Here is a 24189-nt window from a genome sequence, read left to right on the forward strand (position 1 = left end):
CTTCAGGATTACTCGGCGGCGATCTTCAGGCCAGGCGCTGCGTCGCGGACCTTGCTGTCGACGTGGTCTTCGAACTTCTCGAAGCTCTTGATGAACATCGAGACCAGCTTGGCTGCCTGGTTGTCGTAGGCCTGGCCATCGGACCAGGTCGAACGCGGATCGAGAATCGATGTTTCGACGCCGTCGACGGCGACCGGAACGGCAAAGCCGAAATTGGCATCTGTGCGGAACTCGGCATCCTTAAGGCTACCGTTCAGGGCTGCGGCCAGAAGCGCGCGTGTAGCCTTGATCGGCATGCGACGACCGGTGCCGTAAGCGCCGCCTGTCCAGCCGGTGTTGACCAGCCAGCAATCGACGCCGTGCTTGGCGATCAGGTCCTTCAGCAGGTTGCCGTATTCAGCCGGATGACGCGGCATGAACGGTGCGCCGAAGCAGGTCGAGAACGTCGCTTCCGGCTCCGTGACACCCTTTTCCGTGCCGGCAACCTTGGCGGTGTAGCCGGACAGGAAGTGGTACATGGCCTGTTCCGGGGTAAGCCTCGCAATCGGCGGCATCACGCCGAACGCATCTGCCGTCAGCATGATGATCGTCTTCGGATGCGGCGCGAGGCCGGTTTCCGACGCGTTCGGAATGAAATGCAGCGGATAGGCACTGCGGGTGTTTTCCGTCAGCGAATTGTCGTCGAAATCGGGAACGCGGTTGTCGTCGAGAACGACGTTTTCCAAGACGGTGCCGAAACGGCGGGTTGCCGCATAGATTTCAGGCTCGGCTTCGGCGGAAAGCTTGATCGCCTTGGCGTAGCAGCCGCCTTCGAAGTTGAAGACGCCGTTTTCGCCCCAGCCATGCTCGTCGTCACCGATCAGCGTGCGGCTCGGGTCGGCCGAAAGCGTGGTCTTGCCGGTGCCCGAGAGGCCGAAGAACACGGCGGTATCGCCTTCGCTGCCGACATTGGCGGAGCAATGCATCGGCATCACGCCCTTGGCCGGCAGGAGATAGTTGAGAACGGTAAAGACCGATTTCTTGTTTTCGCCGGCATAGGACGTGCCGCCGATCAGCACGAGACCATTTTCCAGATCGCAGGCGATCACGGTTTCGGAGCGGCAGCCGTGACGGGCCGGATCGGCCTTGAAGCTCGGCAGGTTGATGATCGTCAGCTTCTGTTCGAAACCTTCCAACGTATCGCGCTTGGGGCGGATGAGGAGGTTGCGGATGAACAGCGCATGCCAGGCAAGCTCTGTGACGACGCGGGTCGGAAGCGCGTTTGCTTCATCGGCGCCGCCGATCAGATCCTGGACGAACAGGGTCTTGCCGCTGGCATGGGCCAGCATGTCAGCCTTCAGCACGGCAAAGTGCTCGGGCGACATCGGCTTGTTGTTGTCCCACCAGATCTTGTCTTCGGTACCGGCGTCGCGGACGACGAATTTGTCTTTGGGCGACCGGCCGGTATGCTGTCCGGTGCGAGCCCGAAGCGCGCCGTCGATCGTCAGATCGGCTTCGCCCCGGCGAATCGCTTCTTCGTAAAGCTCGACTTCGCTGAGATTGTAATTCACACGCGATGCATTGCCGAGACCGATGTCTGCGAGCCCGTTCGATGGGTTGTGAAGTCCAAACTGCTCCATACGCGCGCTCCTTTTTGTGGATTGAACCTGCGCGGAACCTAGAGCGGGTTTTTAAAAAGGGCAAGATAATTCTGAAATAGCGTAATAATATCAGTTATTTAATCGATTTAAAAAATTTTATTCTCGATTAAATCGGTTTACGAGGGTTTTCTGTTCGCGGTTTCCGGGGGACTTTCACGACCTGCAGACTGTGTTTGGCTCATTGGGATAAAGGTCCCTACCGACCGTGCGCCTCTTGGCGTTGCCACAATTTGTTCCACCTTTATACTGAAGAAGCGCATGGCTTTCGCCAATTCTGGCTGGGGACATCCAGGAGATGCGCCTATATGACGATGGAGACGGAGAGAATGCAGACAATCGCGCTCGTAGATGACGACCGCAATATCCTGACTTCGGTGTCGATTGCACTGGAAGCCGAAGGGTATAAGGTCGAAACCTATACCGATGGCGCCTCCGCGCTCGACGGGCTGATCGCCCGCCCCCCGCACCTGGCCATCTTCGATATCAAAATGCCGCGCATGGACGGAATGGAGCTGTTGCGACGCCTGCGACAGAAATCCGATCTGCCTGTGATCTTCCTCACCTCCAAGGATGAAGAGATCGACGAGCTGTTCGGCCTCAAGATGGGCGCAGACGATTTCATCACCAAGCCGTTCTCGCAGCGATTGCTGGTCGAGCGCGTAAAGGCGATCCTGCGCCGCTCCAGCGCACGAGAAGCCCAGCAGGCAAGTGGCGGCGTCAAGCCGACCCCGGACCAGTTGGCGGCCCGCACACTGGAACGCGGCCAGCTGGCGATGGACCAGGAACGCCATACGTGCACCTGGAAGGGCGAAGCGGTCACCCTGACGGTGACGGAATTCCTGATCCTGCATTCGCTGGCGCAGCGTCCGGGCGTCGTGAAAAGCCGTGACGCGCTGATGGATGCCGCCTATGACGAACAGGTCTATGTCGACGACCGCACAATCGACAGCCACATCAAGCGCCTGCGCAAGAAGTTCAAGATGGTTGACACGGATTTCGACATGATCGAGACGCTGTACGGCGTTGGCTACCGATTCCGCGAGGCTGCGTAACGGTTGCAAGCTCCGAGACCCGGGAGCCTCTAAAAATTCGATCGTGCGGATGCGTAACTTGAAGCCACCGCGGCACAGGGCTTAGACTGTAAGCTCTCTGGAAGGACTGCACGTGGCAGACCGATTGCATGAAACCGGAACGACCAGACCCGCGAGTGCCGGAATACGCCGCGCCTCACGGCGCTTCTGGTCGCGACCGTTCACGCTCATTCGCCGGGTGTTCGGCCACGCGGTGTTTTCCAGCCTCACCCGCCGCATTCTGTTCTTCAACATCGCGGCGACCGTCGTTCTCGTCGCCGGCATCCTCTATCTCAACCAGTTTCGCGAGGGGTTGATCGATGCCCGCGTCGAGAGCCTGCTGACCCAGGGCGAAATCATTGCCGGCGCGATCTCCGCATCCGCCTCCGTCGATACCAATTCGATCACCATCGATCCGCAGAAGCTTCTCGAACTGCAGGCGGGCCAGAGCATCACGCCGGTGCCGAACGACGAGGACCTCGATTTCCCGATCGACCCCGAGCGGGTCGCGCCCGTGCTGCGGCGGCTGATCTCGCCGACCCGCACCCGCGCCCGACTGTTCGATGCAGACGCAAACCTGCTGCTGGACTCGCGCCACCTCTATTCGCGCGGCCAGGTGCTGCGCTTCGATCTGCCGCCGGTTGAAGATCAGTCGCAGACATGGAGCGAATGGGTTGCCGGCCTGTTCAACCGCATGCTGCAGCCCGGCAACCTGCCGACCTACAAGGAAGCGCCCGGCGGCGATGGCTCGATCTATCCGGAGGTGATGAACGCGCTCACCGGCGTTCGCGGCGCGGTGGTGCGCATTACCGATCGCGGCGAACTGATCGTTTCCGTCGCAGTCCCGGTCCAGCGGTTCCGTGCCGTGCTCGGCGTCCTGCTTCTTTCCACCCAGGCCGGCGATATCGACAAGATCGTGCATGCGGAGCGGCTGGCGATCATGCGCGTCTTCGGTGTGGCGACGCTCGTGAACATTCTCCTGTCGCTGCTTCTATCCTCCACCATCGCCAATCCGCTGCGCCGGCTTGCGGCCGCTGCCGTTCGGGTGCGTCGCGGCGCCAAGCAGCGTGAAGAGATCCCGGACTTCTCCTACCGCCAAGACGAGATCGGCAACCTTTCGATCGCGGTGCGCGACATGACCAACGCGCTCTACGACCGCATCGACGCGATCGAAAGTTTTGCAGCCGACGTGAGCCATGAGCTGAAGAACCCGCTGACGTCGTTGCGCAGCGCCGTCGAAACGCTGCCGCTCGCCAAGTCCGAGGCCTCGAAACAGAAACTCACCGATATCATTTTCCACGACGTCCGCCGCCTCGACCGGCTGATCAGCGATATCTCCGATGCATCCCGGCTCGACGCGGAGCTTGCCCGGACCGATTCGGCACCTGTCGGCATGGATACGTTGCTAGGCAACCTCGTCGATATTTCCAGACAGATCCGCACCGGCCGCAAACCGGTCGAGATCGATCTGGTCATCGACGCGAAGGGCGGGCAGAAACCAAACTACCTCGTCAACGGCCACGATCTGCGGCTTGGCCAGATCATCACCAACCTTATCGAAAATGCCCGCTCCTTCGTGCCGGAAAAAGGCGGTCGCATTGCCATCCGCCTCGCCCGGGTCAAGGACAAGGTGGTCGTCACCGTGGATGACAACGGTCCGGGCATTCAGGCCGAGAACATCGATCGCATCTTCGAGCGGTTCTACACCGATCGCCCCGATGGCGAGAGCTTCGGCCAGAATTCGGGCCTGGGACTGTCGATCAGCCGTCAGATCGCCGTGGCGCATGGCGGCTCCCTGCAGGCGGAAAACCTTGTCGATCCGCAGACGGAGACGCTCAAGGGCGCGCGCTTCACGCTGTCGCTTCCTTCGGGCGAAGAGCCATGAGCGATACGCAACGGGTCAATATCCATGCCACGGCGATCGTCGTCGGGACCCGCGGCATCCTCTTCACCGGTCCTTCCGGCAGCGGCAAATCCATGCTGGCGTTTGCCTGTCTGAGTGCCGCCAGACGCCAGGGCGTCTTTTCGGCGCTGGTGGCCGACGACCAGGTGTTTGTCTCGCGCGAGAATGATCGCCTCGTCGCACACCGGCCGCAGACGATCGCCGGCCTCATCGAATTGCGCGGCAGTGGCATTATCGAAGTAGACTCCGCCCCGTCAGCTGCTCTCGATCTTGCCGTGCGCGTCCTGTCGTCTCCGAACGACGAACGGTATCCGCCGGACAACGAACGCTTCGCGCTTTCGGGTCTCGGAGACATTCCACTGGTGAGATTATGGTCGCTCTTTCCGGAGCCTCTTTCCGCGCTTTCCGGCCTTTTCCCGGCATTTCGAGGGGAGCGACCCTTCTGACCCAATCCGGCTCGCGATTTTTTAACTTGAACTTGATGCGGACATGGCGAAGATGGCTCCCCACCGCTGGACGCCTGTATTGCGTTGCGATATTGGCCGCAAGTTTCCATAGCAGGGGGCAGTTTTCATGATCGGAATTGTGCTTGTCACTCATGGCAAGCTGGCTGAGGAATTTCGACAGGCCGTCGAGCACGTCGTCGGACCTCAGAAATTCATCGAAACCATTTGCATCGGCCCCGAAGACGATATGGACCAGCGGAGGCAGGATATCGTCGATGCGGTCGCGAAGGCCGATGACGGATACGGCGTCATCATCCTCACCGACATGTTCGGCGGTACGCCGTCGAACCTTTCGATCTCGGTGATGGAAAGCGGCAAGACGGAGGTCATCGCCGGCATGAACCTGCCGATGCTGATCAAGCTTGCCGGCGTCCGAAGCGACAACAACATGGAGCGCTCGCTGGTGGAGTCCTCCGAGGCCGGCCGCAAATATATCAACGTCGCAAGCCGCGTGCTCAGCGGAAAATAAGAAAGCACTGCAAACGCATGTCTCCCCTTGCCCCACGGCATTTCACAATCGTCAACAAGCGTGGTCTCCACGCGCGAGCATCGGCCAAGTTCGTGCAGATGGTGGAAAGTTTCGAAGCCGATGTGAAGGTTTCAAGGGATGGATCGACAGTCGGCGGCAATTCCATCATGGGCCTGATGATGCTAGCCGCCAGCACCGGCTGTTCGATCGAGGTTTCCGCAAGCGGCCCGCAGGCTGTTGAAGCGCTCGACGCTCTGGAGGCGCTGGTTGCCAACAAGTTCGGCGAAGAAGCTTGATAACCATAGCAACCGAACGGACATAAACATATAAAGACGTCTTTATGTGTTGGTTGCAAGTCAGCCCCAAGCCTGTTACACCGCTGGCGAGATTTTTCGTCGACGCCCGGATGAACGGAAATCCGTTCCCCTGCCTTCGACACACCACGCGGAGAGCTTTATGAGCACTGACAAGGATTACATCGTCGCGGATATCGAACTTGCTGCCTACGGCCGCAAGGAGCTCGACATCGCCGAAACCGAAATGCCGGGCCTGATGTCGTGCCGCGAGGAATTCGGTGCATCGCAGCCGCTCAAGGGCGCCCGCATCTCCGGTTCGCTGCACATGACGATCCAGACGGCGGTTCTGATCGAGACGCTGAAGGAACTCGGCGCCGACATTCGCTGGGCCTCCTGCAACATCTTCTCGACCCAGGATCATGCCGCTGCTGCCATTGCAGCGTCCGGCATCCCGGTATTTGCCGTGAAGGGTGAATCGCTCACCGAGTACTGGGAATACACCGACAAGATCTTTCAGTGGACCGATGGCGGCTTCTCCAACATGATCCTCGATGATGGTGGCGATGCCACCATGTACATCCTGCTCGGCGCCCGTGCCGAAGCCGGTGAGGACGTTCTGTCCGTGCCCACATCGGAAGAAGAAGAGATCCTGTTCGCGCAGATCAAGAAGCGTCTTGCCGCTTCGCCAGGCTGGTTCACCAAGCAGCGCGATGCGATCAAGGGTGTGACCGAAGAGACCACCACAGGCGTTCACCGCCTCTATGATCTTTCCAAGAAGGGCCTGCTGCCCTTCCCGGCCATCAACGTCAACGACTCCGTCACCAAGTCGAAGTTCGACAACAAATACGGCTGCAAGGAATCGCTGGTCGACGGCATTCGCCGCGGCACCGACGTGATGATGGCCGGCAAGGTCGCCGTCGTCTGCGGTTACGGCGATGTCGGCAAGGGTTCGGCTGCTTCGCTTCAGGGCGCCGGTGCTCGCGTCAAGGTCACGGAAGTCGATCCGATCTGTGCCCTGCAGGCTGCCATGGACGGGTTTGAAGTCGTCGTGCTCGAAGACGTCGTCGCCTCGGCCGATATCTTCATCACCACGACCGGCAACAAGGACGTCATCCGCATCGAGCATATGCGCGAGATGAAGGATATGGCGATTGTCGGCAATATCGGCCATTTCGATAACGAGATCCAGGTTGCGGCGCTGAAGAACCTGAAGTGGACCAACGTGAAGCCGCAGGTCGACATGATCGAGTTCCCGAAGGGCAACCGGATGATCCTTCTGTCGGAAGGTCGCCTGCTCAACCTCGGAAATGCTACCGGCCATCCGTCCTTCGTCATGTCCGCCTCGTTCACCAACCAGACGCTGGCCCAGATCGAGTTGTTCACGAAGCAGGGCGAGTACAAGAACGAGGTCTATATCCTGCCCAAGCACCTCGACGAAAAAGTTGCCCGTCTGCACCTTGGAAGGCTCGGCGTGACGCTGACCAAACTTTCTGACGAACAGGCTGCTTATATCGGCGTCTCGTCGCAGGGTCCGTTCAAGGCTGAACACTACCGCTACTGATCCGTAGCCGAACAATCCACAACATCTTGTGGCCGCAGCCTTGACAAAGGCTGCGGCTTCTTTTTTGGCCCCGCGCCTTCCCGCTCTCTGCCGCGGCAGGTATTGTTACGGCTCTTGATTCGTACTCGTTCGAGCCTCCGGCTTCGGGCAAGGTGCGATGTGGTATGTCTTGTCGATAAGCGGCAATTGGACGGAGACAGACCGGTCATGTCGGTAAGAAAAACGAGCCTGCGAAAGCAGGCCGATCTCATTTGTGGCGTGGCGATGAGCTGCGGCCTGGACGCTTGTAAAGAGGCGGCAAATGGGCGGTGGAAGAAAGACCTTGCCCGGCTTGCGCCGGTGAGCTTGGCACGTCCGGCTGCAGCGTTCCTGGCGGGGACGGTGCTCTCAGGCGTGGCTGGGATGGCGCATGCACAGGAGGCCGGCACGGTCGGCCCGCACATGTTCTCGTCGACCCAGGTGATCTGGTCGTCGCTGGTGCTTGGCGCGCTGGGGGCTGCCCTGCTGTCGGCCGTCTGGCTGGTTCGTCAGCGCGGCAACATGGAAGCCGAAACCCAGGATATGCGCAGCGCGCTGTCGGATGCGCAGCAGCGGATTTCCAAGTACGAAGCGCTGATCGCCGACAAGAACCGCCGCATCGTGGTGTGGGAAAGCGGCTACTCCAAACCTGAGTTCCTGGGCCAGCTGCCGGCTGAAACCGGCGCGCCGCAGCAGGATCGCGATTTTCTCGCCTTCGGCCGCTGGCTGCGCTCTTCCTCGGCAATCGAGCTTGAAAAGGCGATCGACGCTCTGCGCGGCGAAGCCCGCAGCTTCGATCTGGTTCTTGAAACCAACCGCGACGAAATCCTTGAGGTGCAGGGCCGCGTTTCGGGCGGAAAGGCGTTTGTCCGCTTTATCGCGCTCAACAACCTGCGCGCCGAGCTTGCCGAACTGAAGATCGAACGCGAACGGCTGACCCACTCCATCTCGCTTTTCCACTCGCTGCTCGACACGATCGAACAGCCGGTCTGGCAGCGCGACGCACAGGGCAGGCTTGCCTGGGTCAACCACGCCTATAGCGATGCCGTCGAAGCCAAGGTTCCGACGCAGGCCGTTGACGAAAGCCGCGAATTCCTGGGCACGATCGCGCGTGAGAAAATCCGCGCCGTCGCAACAGCCAACTCGCCTTTCCACGACCGCATCTCCACTGTCGTGCGGGGCAATCGTACCGTGTTCGACGTTGTCGATGTCGTAGCAACGAACGGTTCCGTCGGCATTGCGATCGATGTGTCGGAAGCCGAATCGGTGCGCGAAGAGCTGAAGCGGACGCTCAACAGCCACGCCGAAACGCTGGACCATCTCGCGACACCCGTCGCGATCTTCGACGGCGAACGGCGGCTGCAATTCTACAACCAGGCCTTCGTCCAGCTGTGGGGCCTTTCCCTGCCCTTCCTCGAATCGCGGCCGGATAATTCCGAACTGCTCGACAAGCTGCGGGCCAACGGCAAGCTGCCGGAAGAGCTGAGCTGGCGCAACTGGAAGGAATCGGCGCTGTCGATCTACCAGGCGCTCGATACCAAGACCGATACCTGGCATCTGCCGAACGGCCAGACGCTGCGCGTCATCGCCACCGCGCACCCTCGCGGCGGCGCCACCTGGGTGTTCGAAAACCTCACCGAACAGGTCGATCTCGAAACCCGTTACAACACGCTGGTCAAGGTTCAGGGCGAAACGATCGACCACCTTGCAGAAGGCGTGGCCGTGTTCGGCCCGGACGGCCGAATCACACTGTCCAACCCCGCTTTCCGTGCGCTCTGGGGCGTGACCGCCGACGAGACCAAGCCGGGCACCCATATCAAGGCGATCGAGAAAGCCTGCGCGCCATCCTATGACGAGCCGGACGGCTGGCGTCATTTCGGGCAGATGCTGACCAATTTCGATGACGAACGGGCCTCGATTCAGGGAACGTTCGAGCTCTATTCCGGCCTGATCCTTGATTATGCCGCGACGCCTTTGCCGAATGCCCAGACGATGTTCACCTTCGTCGACATGACGGCCAGCGCGCGCGCCGAGCGGGCACTCAAGGAAAAGAACGAGGCGCTGCAGAAGGCAGACGAGCTGAAGAACGATTTCGTCCAGCATGTTTCCTACGAGCTGCGCTCGCCGCTGACCAACATCATTGGCTTCACGGATCTCCTGAAGACGCCCGGCATGGGCGAACTGAACGATCGACAGGCGGAATATATCGACCACATCTCCACGTCCTCGTCGGTGCTTCTCACCATCGTCAACGATATCCTTGATCTCGCGACCGTCGATGCCGGCATCATGCAGCTGAACTATTCGCAGCTGGCCGTGGACGAGCTTCTGGACGACGTGGCGATGCAGATCGCCGACCGGCTCCACGAAAATACGGTGACGCTGGAAATCATTGCGCCGACGGCACTCGGAACCGTGTTTGCCGACGAGCAGCGGCTGAAGCAGATCCTGATCAAGCTTCTGATGAACGCCACCAATTTTGCGCCCGAGGGGTCCGCGATCTCGCTGAATTGCTGGCGCGACGAGGGCAACGTGTTCTTCTCGGTAACTGACAGAGGCCCCGGCATTCCTCCTGACATGCTGAAAACGGTGTTCGACCGGTTCAAGGCAAACGCCAAGGGCGGCAAGCGCAGCGGTGCTGGCCTTGGTCTTTCGATCGTCGAAAGCTTCGTCACCCTCCACAACGGCGACGTCTCGATCGACAGCCGGGCCGGACAGGGAACGGTTGTCACCTGCCGCATTCCGGTTGGATCGCGGGCCCGTTCGGTCGCTGCCGAATGATCGCTGCGCCTGGCGACAGCATTGTCGTGACACTGGCCGACGAGGCAGAGACAATTCTCTTCGGCGAGGATCTGGTGCTGGCGCTGAAGGCCGGCGACTGCCTGGCCCTTTCCGGCGATCTCGGCGCCGGAAAATCGACTCTGGCCCGGGCCTTCCTTCGGGCTATGGCAGACCAGGACGATCTGGAAGTACCGAGCCCCACCTTCACGCTGGCCCAGATATACGACCTGCGCGTTCCCGTGGTGCATTTCGATCTCTACCGGCTGGCCGATCCATCCGAGCTCGACGAGCTTGGTTTCGACGAAGCGCTTTCCTCCGGCATCTGCCTTGTCGAATGGCCGGAAATGGGCGGCGATCTCCTGCCCGCAGATCGCATCACGCTCACGCTCGAGCATGAGACCATTGGCCGGCGGGCGACGATCACGGCACCGGAAGCAGCCTTGGCCCGCATTCGCCGGGTGATCGCCATCCGCGAGTTTCTTCGCGCAAACGGCCACGCCAATGGCCGACGCCGGTTCCTGACCGGCGATGCCTCGATGCGGGCCTATGAAACGGTTCTGAGCGAATCAGGCGAAACGGTGATCCTGATGGACTGGCCGAAGCGGCCCGAGGGTCCGCCGGTTCTCGACGGCAAGCCCTATCCGAAAGTGGCGCATATCGCCGAGGATGCCTATCCGTTCGTGGCGATCTCCGATTACCTGCGCGGCATCGGCCTTTGCGCCCCTGAGGTGCTTGCCGTGGATTACGACCAAGGCATTCTTCTCATCGAGAACCTCGGCCAAGATGGTGTGCTCGACGAAGACGGGCAGCCGATCGGCGAACGCTACCGCGAAAGCGTCGTGGCGCTGGCCTATTTGCACGGCCATGAGATCCGGCAGGACCTTCCCGTCGACGGCTCCCACACGCATCACATCCCGGATTTCGATCCGGTCGCGATGAAGATGGAAGCACGGCTTCTTCTTGACTGGTATCTGCCGTGGAAGCGCGGCGGGCATCCTGGAGCGGACGAGCGAGAGGAGTATCTCTCGATCTGGGACGGGCTGATCGCAGAGCTCGGAAGCGCGGAGAAAAACCTGCTGCTGCGCGATTTTCATTCCCCGAACATCATCTGGCGTAGCCAAGCCTCCGGCGTGCATCAGGTGGGATTGATCGATTTCCAGGATGCGATGATCGGCCCGACGGCTTACGACCTCGCGTCGCTGGTCCAGGACGCCCGCGTCGATATTCCCAAGGTTCTCGCCGATCAGATGATGATTGACTACCTGACGCTGCGCCGCGCACTGGGTGGATTTGACGAAGCGGGCTTCCTGAAATCCTGGGCGATCATGGCCGCACAGCGCAATTGCAAGCTTGCCGGGCTCTGGGTTCGGCTGCGCGAACGCGACGGCAAGCCGCAATATATGAAGCATATGCCGCGAACATTGCGCCATCTTTCCACGGCACTCGCGCATGAAGCACTCGCGCCCTTGCGCGATTGGTGCCACAGGGCTGGTATAGAGCTTCCCGAATCATAAATACGGTTGCATGGACATGACCAACGCCCCGATCACGCAGGCTATGGTGCTGGCGGCAGGGCTCGGTACCCGGCTTCGCCCGATCACCGATACGATGCCGAAGCCACTGGTGCCCGTTGCCGGAAAGCCGATGATCGATTACGGGCTCGATGCCCTGGCCGACGTCGGGGTAACGCATGCGGTCGTCAACGTCCATCACTTCGCCGACCGGATGGAAGCGCATCTCGCCGCCTATCCGCGCCTTGAAATCATCGTGTCCGACGAGCGGGCGCAGCTGATGAACTCGGGTGGTGGCTTGAAGCAGGGTCTGTCCCAGCTTCAACGAGGCTTTGTCTTCGTCATGAACGCCGACCTGTTCTGGATCGGTGAAAAGCCAGGCGAGCCCACAAACCTTGAGCGTTTGGCCGAATTTTTCGATGCTGAGCGCATGGATATGGCGCTGCTTTGCGTGCCGCTGGAGTGCACCACCGGACACAACGGCAAGAAGGATTTCCAGCTTTCCTCCGACGGAAGACTGTCGCGCTACACCGAAGGGCAAGACAACCCGGTCGTCTATGCGGGTGCGATCGTCATGCACACGTCGCTTCTCGACGACGCGCCTGATGATGCCTTCAACCTCAACATCTATTTCGACCGCGCCATCAAGAACGACCGGCTGTTCGGCCTCGTGATGGATGGCGAATGGATCACCGTCGGCACGCCGGAAGCGCTGCCTGAAGCCGAAGCCGTGATTGCCCGCCACAAAGCAGGGGCCTGATCCAATGTCGGATGCATCGCCGAACCGCCTCTTCTCCATCCCGTCAGGTGCGCCTTTCCTGAAGACGCTAGCCGCAGCACTCTGCGACGGGCGGCTGAACGAGACGTTCCGCTATAACCCCGACAATCCGCTCTCGCTGGCCGATGTCACCATTTTTGTGCCGACGCGCCGTTCGGCCCGCGTGCTGCGCTCGGAATTCGTCGATCTTCTCGGCGGCCGCGCCGCGATCCTGCCGGTCATCCGGCCGCTTGGCGAAACCGACGACGATCAGGGCTTCTTCGATCTCGTTGCACCGGAGGAAATGGATCTCGCCCTGCCGATCGGCGGCACGGCCCGTTTGCTCGAGCTTGGCCGGCTAATCCTTGCCTGGCGCAACCAGTTGCCGAAGATCGTGTTGGACGTGCATTCGGAATCGCCGCTAGTGGCGCCCGCAAGCCCGGCGGATGCGATCTGGCTTGCCCGGGCGCTGGCGGAACTGATCGATGCGATCGAGACCGAGGAACGCGACTGGAAGGATCTCGACAATCTCCAGACCGGCGAACATGCGCTGTGGTGGCAGCTGACGGCCGAATTCCTGAAGATCGCCAGCGGCTTCTGGCCGACCCGGCTGGAAGAACTGAAACGCTCTTCGCCGGCAAAGCATCGGGCTTCGATCCTGCGCGGAGAGGCGCGACGGATTACCGTGCGGGAGCACAAAGGCCCCGTTATCGTTGCTGGTTCCACCGGGTCGGTGCCGGCAGCGGCCGAGCTGATCGCAGCGATCTCCAGGCTTGCCGAAGGTACTGTTGTCTTGCCGGGCCTCGACATGACGATGCCGCAGGACCAGTGGGACATGGTCGGCGAGGAAACCTTCGACGGCAAGCCCGACCCTTCGAGCCGCAGTCATCCGCAATTCGGTCTTTCGCGGCTGTTGAAGAAGATCGGCGCCACGCGCGAGGATGTCACTGTCATCGGCGAGACGCAGGCCGATCTTGCCTTTCGCGCAGAGGCGATCTCGCAGGCGCTGGTGCCCGCAAAGGCGACCGATCGCTGGAATACGTGGCGCCAGGACGCCGATCCGGGAAAACTGCGCGCCGCCTTTGCCGATGTTGCGCTGATCGAAGCTTCCAACGAGCGCGAGGAAGCGGTGGCGATCGCCATCGCCTTGCGGCTGGCGCTGGAAAAACCCGGACGCAACGGTGGCGAGGCGCAGGCGGCGCTGATCACCCCCGACCGCGCGCTTGGCCGCCGCGTCACCGCAGAACTTGCCCGTTTCGGTATCCTCGCCGATGATTCCGCGGGTTCCGCCCTTTCGGGCACGCCGCAGGGCACGCTGACGCAGCTTCTGCTGGAAGCCACGCTTCGCCCGGGCGATCCTGTGGCGATCGTCGGTCTGTTGAAACATCCGCTGATACGGCTCGGCCTTCCGCCGGCCGAGCTACGCGCGGCGATCGATGCGCTTGAAGTGCTGGCGCTGCGCGGTGGCGTCGGTGACATGGATATTTCAGCACTCGAGCCGCTTCTCGATGCGCAGCTGACCGCGATCCTCGAAGACCGGCATATGCCGCATTGGCGCAGCTCGTTGCCCGAAGGCGCTGTGGGTCAGGCAAAGGATATCACAAAGCGGATATCGGCGGCGGTAGAGCCCCTCGTCAGCGCCTTTATCCGCCGCCGGCCCGATGGGCGCGGGCTGACAGCGAGACTGACACTTTCCGATTGGGCGACCCGCACGGGGCGTGCGCTCGAGGCGCTGTGCATCGACGAGCGCGGCGACCTCTCCGCCCTCTGGTCGGGCGAGCCGGGCGAACGTCTCTCAGGTCTGCTCGGCGAAGTGATCGAGACAGAGGGACAGATCGAGGCCGATGGGCCGCAATGGATCGACATCGTCATGGCGCTGACGACAGGCGAAGCGGTGAAGCCGCGTTCGCTGGCGCATCCGCGGGTGTTTATCTTCGGCACACTGGAAGCGCGGCTGCAGAGCGTCGATACGATGATCCTTGGCGGGCTCAACGAAGGCTCCTGGCCGGGGCAGACAGTCAACAACCCGTTCCTGTCGCGCTCGATGAAGACCGACATGGGGCTGGAACCGCCCGAGCGGCGGATCGGCCAGCTGGCGCATGATTTCGAAATGGCCTGCGGCACCCGCAACCTGATCTTTTCCCGCTCCACGCGACAGGGATCGACGCCCACGGTTGCTTCCCGCTGGCTGCAGAGATTGTTGGCGCTGGGCGGCAAAACCTTTGCCGACGAATTGAAGGCGCGCGGCAAGGATGTTCTGCATTGGGCGTCGCTGATCGATCGTGGCGACAACCAGCAGCAGGCTAGGCGCCCTGCCCCCAAACCGCCGGCGGAGCTGCAGCCGGTCAAATATTCGTTCAGCGAAGTCGGACGGCTGCGTCGCGACCCCTATTCGATCTATGCACGGCGTATCCTCAAACTCGATCCGCTGGCGCCGTTCAACGAAGATCCGGGTGCGGCACAGCGCGGCACGCTCTACCACGCCATTATCGACCGCTATACGCGCGAAAGCCACAAGCCCGGCACGCCGGTTTCACGTGAAGCAATGCAGCGCATCACGCGGGAGCTGTTCGACGCCGAACAGCTCCCGCGGCATATCGACCGGGTCTGGCGGCCGCGCTTCGTCGAGGTCGCGCGGGCGTTTCTCGACTGGGAAGAGCGTCGCGCACCGGAAGTCCGCAGCAGCGTTACGGAAGCCGGTGCCGGTTTCGACGTCGAGGGCGCCGGCATCCGGGTCACGGGCATTGCCGACCGGATCGACATCAAGCGGTCCGGCGAGGCCGATATCATCGACTACAAGACCGGCCTCAATCCTTCCATACTGCAGGCCAGGTCGTTACTCGATCCGCAACTTGCCTTGGAGGCAGCGGCGCTGCAGGCAGGCGCCTTCAAGACGATGGGCATCCAGCGGCCCGGCGATCTTCTTTATGTCCGGCTTCGACCCGGCGACCGGTTCAAGGAAGACCGGATCAACAATGAGGGCGCAACCGCGAATGCCAAACGCCAGCCGAAATCGGCGATCGATCTGGCGCAGGAATCGATCGACCAGCTGACCAAGTTCGTCGTCAAGCTGCGTCAGGGCGATGCGGGGTTCGCCTCGCGGCTGGTCCCGTTTGCTCAGGGTGATTTCGGAGGTGAATACGATCACCTCGCCCGCGTTGCCGAGTGGTCGACCGCGGATGACGACGGAGAGGCAGACGCCGATGAGTGATCTTTTCACCGACCTTCCGGATAACCCGGCTTCGGACCTGCCGGATGGTGACGACCCGATCCACTGGATCGATTGGACCACGGTTCAGCAATCGCGTGCCTCGGACCCGGCCAGTTCCGCCTGGGTGTCGGCCAATGCCGGCTCCGGCAAGACGCATGTGCTAACCCAGCGGGTAATCCGGCTTCTGCTTGCCGGCTGCCGTCCCTCAGCCATCCTATGCCTCACTTATACAAAGGCCGCGGCATCGGAAATGTCGAACCGTGTGTTTCAGCGGTTGTCCGAGTGGACGGTTCTGTCCGACGCGGAGTTGCGGGCAAGGATTGCGGCTATCGAAGGTCGTGAGCCGGATTCCTCGACGATTTCCGAGGCGCGGCGCCTGTTTGCGAAGGCGCTGGAAACGCCGGGTGGTCTCAAAATCCAGACGATCCACGCCTTCTGCGAAGCTCTGCTGCACCAGTTTCCGCTGGAGGCCAATGTGGCAGGCCATTTTTCCGTGCTCGACGACCGCGCTGCCACCGCCCTTCTCTCCGAAGCGCGTCGTTCGCTGCTGACGGCCACATCCGCCGAAGATGATCCGGATCTGGCGGAAGCCTTTGCGCATGTTCTCGATCTCGGCGACGAGTTCGGGCTGGAAGCGCTGCTGTCCGACATCGTTGCAAGACGCACGGCGATCCGCAAATTTACGGCGCAGGCGGAGAAGAACGGCGGCATCGGCCCGGAACTGAAGCGGGTCCTGGGGCTCGATCCTGCCGATAGCGAAGATAGCATTGCCGCCACCTATTGGCCGCTGCCCCAGCTTTCCGGCATCACGCTCGATCTCTATCTGTCGCTTGCCGATCAGAAGGGCGGCTCGACCGTCCATGAGGTGGCCTATGGTTTGCGTCTGGTCGCCAAGGAGACGGATGTCTTCAAGCGTGCCGCTTATCTCGACTCCATCTTCCTGACGGCTAAGGGAACGGTGAAGTCGGATCGCAGCCTGATCGCCAGCGCCATGACCAAGATCGCACCGGAGCTTGCCGGCGCGATCGATGCGGCGCGAGAGCATGTTCTGAGCTGCCGGAACCGGTTGCGGCTGTTTCGCCTGTTTGCGGCCACCAAGGCGGCGCTGACACTCGCCGCACGCCTGACCGACGACTACGATGACCTGAAACGGGGCCGCAGCCTTCTCGATTTCGAGGATCTGATCGCTCGTACCGCCGATCTTCTCACTCGCGACGGTGTCGGCGCCTGGGTGCATTACAAGCTCGACCAGGGCATCGATCACATTCTGGTCGACGAGGCGCAGGATACCAGCCCGATCCAGTGGACCGTGATCAAGTCGCTGGCGGAAGATTTCTATTCAGGCAACAGCGCGCGCGATACGCGCCGCACGATGTTTGCCGTCGGCGACGAGAAACAGTCGATCTATTCGTTCCAGGGCGCGCGCCCTGAGCGGTTCGCCGAGGAACGCAGCGCGACGCAAAAGCAGGTGGCGGCCAGCGGCCAGCCGTTCCATGCGATCCGCCTGCCGCTGTCCTTCCGGTCGACAGCCGACATTCTTTCTGCCGTCGATCAGGTGTTCTCGATCGAGGAAAATGCCAAGGGCCTGTCGGCGATCGGCGATCCGGTGCAGCACCGTTCCAACCGCATGGGTCATCCCGGCGCGGTCGATCTGTGGGACGTGGTGGCGCCCGAAGTGTCCGAACAGGAAGACGACTGGACGGCGCCGTTCGATTCGACCCCGGACAAGGCACCGGCTGCCATTCTCGCCTCTCGCATCGCCGCCCGGATCGGCGAGATGATCGGCCGCGAGACGATCATCGAAAAGGGCGTGGAACGGCCGATCGAGCCTGGCGACATTCTCGTTCTCGTGAGAAAGCGCGACGCCTTCGTTAACGCGCTGACGCGGGCGCTGAAACGTCGCGACAACATTCCCGTCGCCGGTGCCGACCGGCTGAAGCTGACAAGCCATATCGCGGTGCAGGATCTGCTGGCGCTTGGCCGCTTTCTGCTTCTGCCGCAGGACGACCTGTCGCTGGCGGCGCTGCTCAAAAGCCCGTTGTTCGATCTGTCCGAGGAGGATGTGTTCGAGGTTGCGGCGCTCAGACCCGAAGATGACAGCGCCTGGACGCAGCTCAAGCGTCTTGCCGAAAAACAGCCGCTGCGGTTTCGTGATGCAGCGGAGCGATTGCAGCATCTGCTGACGCTGTCGCGGCTGCTCAGCCCGCATGATCTCTACGCCCGTATTCTCGGACAATATGGCGGACGGCGGAAGTTTCTCGGACGGCTCGGCACCGAGGCGGGCGATATTCTCGATGAATTGCTCACCTTCGCGCTCGATCACGAGACATCCGGCCTGCCCGGCCTGCAGGCCTTCGTGTCGACGCTGGAGCTCGAAAGCCCGGAGGTGAAGCGCGAACAGGATGGCGGCCGCAACGAGGTGCGGATCATGACCGTGCATGCCTCCAAGGGTCTGGAAGCGCTGGTCGTGTTCCTCGTCGACAGCAACTCGAAATCCTTCATTCCGTCGCATGTCCCGAAATTTCGTTTGCTGAAGACCGTCCATGGCGATGTTCCGGCCTGGCTTGCGGGCAAGACTTTGTCCAACCCGCTGACGGCGGCGGACGACGAGCGGTTGAAGACATCTGCCGAAGAAGAGTACCGGCGGCTTCTCTATGTGGGCATGACCCGCGCTGCCGATCATCTGGTGATTTGCGGCTATCGTGGCAGCCGCGACAACCCTGACAGCTGGCAGGCGATGATCGCGCGGGCCTTGTCGGCGAGCGGTCAGCATTGCAGCCCGACTACATTCTCCGGACCCGAGGGCGAGTGGAACGGCCTGTCCTGGCGTTTGCCCCAGGCGCCCGGCAAGGCTGCTGCCAAAGCGGACCACGCAGGTGCAGGCGGCTCGGAACGGGAGGCATTCGCCCCTACCCTGCCCACTGCCCTCTCCCGGCCGCTTCCCCCACGAAAAATCCTGCCGAGGCCACTTAGCCCGTCTGGTGCCGGCACGATGATCGATGACGACGATGATGATCTGATCGTCACATCGCCCCTGTTTGGAGACAAGGCGACCGGCAGCCTGGCACTGCAAAAAGGCAAGCTGGTGCATCGGATGCTGCAGATGCTGACCGACTTCCCGGACGGTGAACGCGAGGGTGCAGCCCGGCGTTATGCCGACCGCGCCGCCCGCTTCTGGCCGCAGGCCGAACGCCAGCAACTGGTCGCGAGTGTCATGTCCGTTCTGTCCCTTCCCGAGCTCGCACCGGTATTTTCTGCGCGCAGCCAGTCGGAAGTGTCGATCATGGGGACGCTGACGCTGGAGGGACAGGACTATGCCATTTCGGGCCGGATTGACCGGCTGGTCGAGATGGAGGACCGCGTCATCATCCTCGATTACAAGACGAACCGCTTTCCGCCGGGCACTGCGGAAGACGTGCCATTGACCCACAGGGCACAGCTCTCCATCTACCGCGAAATCCTCACGCCTCTTTATCCGGGCAAAGCGATCGACTGCGTGCTCGTCTACACCGAGACAGCAAAGGTAATCCCGCTGGGTGTGGAGCTGATGTCCCGTTCGCTTGCAGAACTTAAGACAAAGTGACATGACGGACATTGAAAATAGTGAGTGCCGATCTCACATCTGGGTCAACAAGAATCGAAGGAGAGCCCAATGGCTACCGTGAAAGTCGATACAAACAATTTTCAGGCTGAAGTTCTGGACGCCGTAGAGCCGGTCGTCGTCGATTTCTGGGCCGAATGGTGCGGCCCGTGCAAGATGATCGCTCCGAGCCTCGAAGAGATTTCGACGGAACTCGCCGGCAAGGTGAAGGTCGTCAAGCTGAACATCGATGAGAACCCGGAACTGGCTGCCCAGTTCGGTGTGCGCTCGATCCCGACCCTTGCCATGTTCAAGGGCGGCGAGGTGGCCGACATCAAGGTTGGCGCTGCGCCAAAGACGGCTCTCGCAGCCTGGATCTCCAGCGCCGCTTAAGCGTCTGTTTCACGTGAATCCAAAAACCCGGCTGAGCGATCAGCCGGGTTTTTTTGTTATCTGTTGATGGATCCTGTCCGTTATCAGACCGGTGGCGTGCCATTGTCGGCCAGCACATTGCCGGCGAAATAGAGTGAGCCGCCGATCAAGATACGGGGCGGCGGACTGCCGGGCAGCTGGCGCCGGGTGATTTCCTGCAAGGCTTCGATGGTGGAACCAGCGGGTTCGGCGACCAAGCCAGCGTCGAACGCAGCATTGGCCAGCACAACCGGATCAAGGCCTGCCTCGCTATCGCGGATGCGGACGGTAAAGACGTGTTCGCCGAGATCCGCAAAGGCCCGGAAATAGCCGACGGGATCCTTTGTATTGATCATGCCGGTGACGAGGTAGAGCGGCCGGGGCTGGCGTTCCTCGAAGGCGGCCATGGCTTCGGCAATCACTTCGCCTCCGGCCGGGTTGTGCCCGCCGTCAAGCCAGATTTCCGAACCCGGGGGCGCGAATTCGAGCAGTTTGCCTTCGACCAGCTTTTGCAGGCGGGCCGGCCATTCGACCATGCCCATCGCCTTTTCCATCGTCGCATCCGTTACCGTGAAACCGGCGGCCTTGACGGCGCGGATGGCAGCAGCGGCGTTGGCGAACTGGTGGCGGCCCGGAAGGCGCGGCAGCGGCAGGTCTTGCAGACCGTCTTCGTCCTGGTAGATCAGCCGCCCGAATTCCTCATGGGCGGAGAAATCCTGGCCATAGATGGAGAGCGGACAGCCCAGCCGTTCGGCAGTCGCAACCAGAACCTCGCGGGCCGCGTCGAATTCCTGGGCGCCGACCACGACCGGGCAGCGGCGTTTCATGATGCCGGCTTTTTCCGCTGCGATCAGTTCGACCTTGTCGCCCAGATAAGCTTGGTGATCGAGCGCGATCGGCATGATCACCGAGACGGCGGGATCGGTGATGACGTTGGTCGCATCGAAGCGACCGCCCAAGCCCACTTCCAGCACTACGGCATCGGCGGGCTGCTCGGAAAAGATCAGGAAGGTTGCCGCTGTCAGGATCTCGAACACGGTGATCATCTGGCCGGCATTGGCATCGCCGACGCGGCGCAGCGCATCCGCCAGCAGGGCATCGTCGACAAGCTGGCCCCGGCCGCCCTTCACGCCGATGCGAAAGCGTTCGTGCCAGCGCACCAGATGCGGCGACGTGTGGACGTGCACGGCATAGCCACCCGCTTCGAGAAGCGCGCGGCAAAAGGCGGTGCAGGACCCCTTGCCGTTGGTGCCGGCCACATGAATTACCGGCGGCAGTTTCAGATGTGGATTGCCGAGCACCTCAAGGAGGCGGGTAATGCGCTCGAGCGACAGATCGAAACCCTTCGGGTGAAGGGTCATCAGCCGCTCGATTTCCTGCTCGGCCGCACTTGCCACGGGCTGGTTCATCGTCGTCATCCCGAAGCTCCGGCTCCGATCACGTTAGGTCAGAACCGGTGTTCAGGCGCTGACGGCGACAGGGGCAGGAAGGAATTCCTGATCAGGCTGTCTCATCAGCATCTTCAGGATCCGCGCCAGCGTTGCCGGGATATCGTGGCGCTTGACGACCATATCCACCATGCCGTGCTCAAGCAGGTATTCTGCTGTCTGGAAGCCTTCTGGCAGCTTTTCGCGCAGGGTCTGTTCGATCACGCGCTTGCCGGCAAAGCCGATCTCGGCGCCCGGTTCGGCGATATGGACATCACCGAGCATGGCATAGGAAGCGGTCACGCCGCCGGTGGTCGGGTTGGTCAGCACACAGATATAGGGAAGGCCTGCTTCCTTCAGCATGTCGACGGCAACCGTGGTGCGGGGCAGCTGCATCAGCGACAGGATGCCTTCCTGCATGCGGGCGCCGCCAGAAGCCGGGAAGATCACCAGCGGGCACTTTTCCTTCAGCGCACGCTCGGCCGCCTTGACGATCGCTTCGCCGGCCGCCATGCCGAGCGAACCGCCGATGAAGTTGAATTCGTGCACGACGGCGACGAGTTTAACGCCATGGACGGAACCGAGACCGGCGAGGATAGTGTCCTCCTGATCGGTCTTGATACGGCTGTCCTTCAAGCGGTCAGCATATTTCTTGGAGTCGCGAAACTTGAGCGGATCCTGGGCGACCTTCGGCTGCACCAGCGATTCGAACTCGCCGTCGTCGAACATGTCTCTCAGACGCGCCTTGGCCGGCATCTTCATGTGGAAGCCGGAGGCGGGGATGACCCACTTGTTCTCTTCGAGATCCTTGTGGAAGACCATTTCCCCGGTTTCCGGGCATTTGATCCAGAGATTTTCCGGAACGTCCCGATCGGGACGGCCGAGCATGGAGTTGATGCGCGGCCGGACGTAATTGGTGATCCAGTTCACTGGGCGTACTCCGAGTTTGGACTTGTCAGGCCTATCTGGGCCAGTTATTCGGCGGCAACAAGGCGGGCGGAACGCACACCGGTGGCCAGGCCGCGGACGAAGGTGGAAACGGCAGATACCGTATCTAGCGTCGCAGCGCCATCCTTGGTGAGACTGCCGGCAACCTGCGCGACGATAGCACTGCCGACGACGACACCGTCAGCCGCAGCGCCGATCGCTTGCGCATGGTCGGCGGTCTTGACGCCGAAGCCGACGCAGACGGGCAGATCGGTATGATCCTTGATGCGGGAGACCGCACCCGAGATCAGCGACAGATCCGGAAGAGCGGACCCGGTGATGCCGTTCATCGAGACGTAATAGACGAAGCCCGACGTGTTGTGCAGAACCGTCGGCAGGCGCTTTTCGTCCGTGGTCGGCGTGGTCAGGCGGATGAAGTTGAGCCCCTTGGCGATTGCCGGAATGCAGAGTTCGTCATCCATTTCCGGCGGCAGGTCGACGATGATCAGGCCGTCGATTCCGGCTTCCAGCGCGTCATCAACAAACCTGTCGACGCCGTAGATATAGATCGGATTGTAGTAGCCCATCATGACGATCGGCGTCGCGGCATCGGTCTTGCGGAATTCGCGGGCGAGATCAAGCGTCTTGGCGAGCGTCTGGCCGCCTTTCAGCGCGCGCTGCCCCGCCATCTGGATTGCCGGACCATCGGCCATCGGGTCGGAAAAGGGCATTCCGAGTTCGATCACGTCGGCGCCGGCATCCGGCAGAGCCTTCATGATGGCCAGCGACGTGGCGAAATCAGGATCGCCGCCCATGAAATAGGTGATCAGTGCCGGGCGGCCTTCGGCCTTCAGATCGGCAAAACGCTTGTCCATCCGTGCGGTCATGTTCAGAGCCCCATTCCAAGGATTTTGCCGACAGTGAAGATGTCCTTGTCGCCACGACCGCACAGGTTCATGACGATGATTTCGTCCTTGGACATCTTTGGTGCGCGCTTCATGACTTCGGCCAGTGCGTGCGAGGGTTCGAGCGCGGGGATGATGCCCTCGGTGCGCGTCAGGAACTGGAAGGCTTCGAGCGCTTCGGTATCCATGATCGGGACGTATTCGACACGTCCCATGTCTTTCAGCCAGGAATGCTCCGGGCCGATGCCGGGATAGTCGAGACCGGCCGAGATCGAATGGCCTTCCTTGATCTGGCCGTCGCCATCCTGCAGCAGATAGGTGCGGTTGCCATGCAGAACGCCAGGCGAGCCTGCCGTCAGCGAGGCGCAGTGCTCCTCGCCGTTGAGGCCCTTGCCGCCGGCTTCGACGCCGACGATCCTTACGCTGTCATCATCGAGGAACGGATGGAATAGGCCGATCGCATTCGATCCACCGCCAACGGCTGCTACCAGCATGTCGGGCAGACGGCCTTCGGCTTCCAGCATCTGTTCCTTGGTTTCGCGACCGATGACCGACTGGAAGTCGCGGACCATTTCCGGATAGGGATGCGGACCGGCAGCGGTGCCGATCATGTAATAGGTGTCATCGACATTGGTGACCCAGTCGCGCAATGCCTCGTTCATGGCATCCTTGAGCGTGCCGTGGCCTGACGTGACCGGGATCACCTCGGCGCCCAAAAGCTTCATGCGGAAGACATTGGGTGCCTGGCGCTCGACATCTGTCGCGCCCATGTAGACGACGCACGGCAGGCCGAAGCGGGCAGCGACCGTGGCCGAAGCGACGCCATGCTGGCCAGCACCGGTTTCAGCGATGATGCGGGTCTTGCCCATGCGCTTGGCAAGCAGGATCTGGCCAATGCAGTTGTTGATCTTGTGGGAGCCGGTATGATTGAGCTCGTCGCGCTTGAAATAGATCTTGGCGCCGCCGAGTTCTGCCGTCATGCGCTCGGCGAAATAGAGCGGGCTGGGCCGGCCGACATAGTGTTTGCCGAGATCGGTAAGCTGCTTTTGAAATCCGGGATCGGTCTTCGCCTTTTCCCATTCGCCCTGCAGATCGAGGATCAGGGGCATCAGGGTTTCCGCGACAAAGCGGCCGCCGAAAATACCGAAGAGGCCGTCCTCGTCGGGACCGGAACGGAACGAATTCAGTTTTGGGGTCTCGTTCACTTTCAACTCCT

The 24189-nt window shown here is 61.5% G+C and carries 17 protein-coding genes; 12 read left to right on the top strand and 5 right to left on the bottom strand.

What is annotated here, in order from left to right; translation table 11 throughout:
- Positions 1-8 precede the first annotated feature (8 nt).
- Positions 9-1619, bottom strand: a complete 1611-nt coding sequence (locus AC0JZ8_RS05630; RefSeq protein WP_430250727.1) for a phosphoenolpyruvate carboxykinase — start codon at positions 1617-1619, stop codon at positions 9-11.
- Between the two features lie 347 nt (positions 1620-1966).
- Here AC0JZ8_RS05630 and AC0JZ8_RS05635 point away from each other — a divergent pair, with 347 nt between their 5' ends.
- The 12 genes from AC0JZ8_RS05635 (at position 1967) to trxA (ending at position 19696) form a co-directional block, all read left to right on the top strand.
- Positions 1967-2692 carry a response regulator transcription factor gene (locus AC0JZ8_RS05635; RefSeq protein WP_092665285.1) on the top strand — a complete coding sequence of 242 codons (726 nt, stop codon included), beginning with the start codon at positions 1967-1969 and terminating at the stop codon, positions 2690-2692.
- A gap of 112 nt (positions 2693-2804) precedes the next feature.
- On the top strand, positions 2805-4595 hold the full coding sequence (locus AC0JZ8_RS05640; protein WP_425503250.1) for a stimulus-sensing domain-containing protein: 1791 nt from the start codon (positions 2805-2807) through the stop codon (positions 4593-4595).
- Entirely contained in the window at positions 4592-5059 is a 468-nt protein-coding gene (locus AC0JZ8_RS05645) for an HPr kinase/phosphorylase (RefSeq protein WP_062577137.1), read from the top strand. Before AC0JZ8_RS05640 ends, AC0JZ8_RS05645 begins: the two co-directional genes overlap by 4 nt.
- Positions 5060-5186: 127 nt before the next feature.
- Positions 5187-5588 (top strand): PTS sugar transporter subunit IIA, encoded by a 402-nt coding sequence (locus AC0JZ8_RS05650; protein ID WP_062462977.1) that lies wholly within the window; start codon positions 5187-5189, stop codon positions 5586-5588.
- Positions 5589-5605: 17 nt separating this feature from the next.
- Positions 5606-5884 (top strand): HPr family phosphocarrier protein, encoded by a 279-nt coding sequence (locus AC0JZ8_RS05655; RefSeq protein WP_062462974.1) that lies wholly within the window; start codon positions 5606-5608, stop codon positions 5882-5884.
- Between the two features lie 160 nt (positions 5885-6044).
- Entirely contained in the window at positions 6045-7445 is a 1401-nt protein-coding gene (gene ahcY / locus AC0JZ8_RS05660; RefSeq protein ID WP_062462971.1) for an adenosylhomocysteinase, read from the top strand.
- A 207-nt stretch (positions 7446-7652) separates the two neighbouring features.
- Positions 7653-10244 carry a PAS domain-containing sensor histidine kinase gene (locus AC0JZ8_RS05665; RefSeq protein WP_471892011.1) on the top strand — a complete coding sequence of 864 codons (2592 nt, stop codon included), beginning with the start codon at positions 7653-7655 and terminating at the stop codon, positions 10242-10244.
- The gene (gene tsaE, locus AC0JZ8_RS05670; protein ID WP_471892012.1) at positions 10241-11758 is read left to right on the top strand and encodes a tRNA (adenosine(37)-N6)-threonylcarbamoyltransferase complex ATPase subunit type 1 TsaE; all 1518 of its coding nucleotides are present in this window, start codon (positions 10241-10243) and stop codon (positions 11756-11758) included. The genes AC0JZ8_RS05665 and tsaE overlap by 4 nt, the downstream gene beginning before the upstream one ends.
- Positions 11759-11774: 16 nt before the next feature.
- Positions 11775-12515 carry a nucleotidyltransferase family protein gene (locus tag AC0JZ8_RS05675; protein ID WP_471892013.1) on the top strand — a complete coding sequence of 247 codons (741 nt, stop codon included), beginning with the start codon at positions 11775-11777 and terminating at the stop codon, positions 12513-12515.
- Between the two features lie 4 nt (positions 12516-12519).
- Positions 12520-15723: a double-strand break repair protein AddB gene (gene addB / locus AC0JZ8_RS05680; RefSeq protein WP_471892014.1), complete on the top strand. Its 3204-nt coding sequence runs from the start codon at positions 12520-12522 to the stop codon at positions 15721-15723.
- A complete protein-coding gene (gene addA / locus AC0JZ8_RS05685; RefSeq protein WP_471892015.1) occupies positions 15716-19306 on the top strand; it encodes a double-strand break repair helicase AddA in 3591 nt (1196 codons plus the stop codon). The genes addB and addA overlap by 8 nt, the downstream gene beginning before the upstream one ends.
- 69 nt (positions 19307-19375) lie before the next feature.
- Complete coding sequence (gene trxA / locus AC0JZ8_RS05690; protein ID WP_062462956.1) at positions 19376-19696, top strand: thioredoxin; 321 nt, start codon at positions 19376-19378, stop codon at positions 19694-19696.
- 83 nt (positions 19697-19779) lie between these two features.
- Here the strand turns inward: trxA and AC0JZ8_RS05695 are convergent, their stop codons facing one another.
- From AC0JZ8_RS05695 to trpB, 4 genes are read right to left on the bottom strand one after another with little or no spacing between them, the layout of a single operon-like run.
- Positions 19780-21132: a bifunctional folylpolyglutamate synthase/dihydrofolate synthase gene (locus AC0JZ8_RS05695; RefSeq protein WP_249407708.1), complete on the bottom strand. Its 1353-nt coding sequence runs from the start codon at positions 21130-21132 to the stop codon at positions 19780-19782.
- Positions 21133-21174: 42 nt separating this feature from the next.
- Positions 21175-22071 (bottom strand): acetyl-CoA carboxylase, carboxyltransferase subunit beta, encoded by an 897-nt coding sequence (gene accD, locus AC0JZ8_RS05700; protein ID WP_062462950.1) that lies wholly within the window; start codon positions 22069-22071, stop codon positions 21175-21177.
- Between the two features lie 44 nt (positions 22072-22115).
- Positions 22116-22955 carry a tryptophan synthase subunit alpha gene (gene trpA / locus AC0JZ8_RS05705; protein WP_471892016.1) on the bottom strand — a complete coding sequence of 280 codons (840 nt, stop codon included), beginning with the start codon at positions 22953-22955 and terminating at the stop codon, positions 22116-22118.
- A 2-nt stretch (positions 22956-22957) separates the two neighbouring features.
- Positions 22958-24178, bottom strand: coding sequence for a tryptophan synthase subunit beta (trpB, locus tag AC0JZ8_RS05710; protein WP_113110006.1), 1221 nt, complete (start codon positions 24176-24178; stop codon positions 22958-22960).
- Positions 24179-24189: the final 11 nt, after the last annotated feature.

Source organism: Velazquezella soli (genome assembly GCF_977018685.1).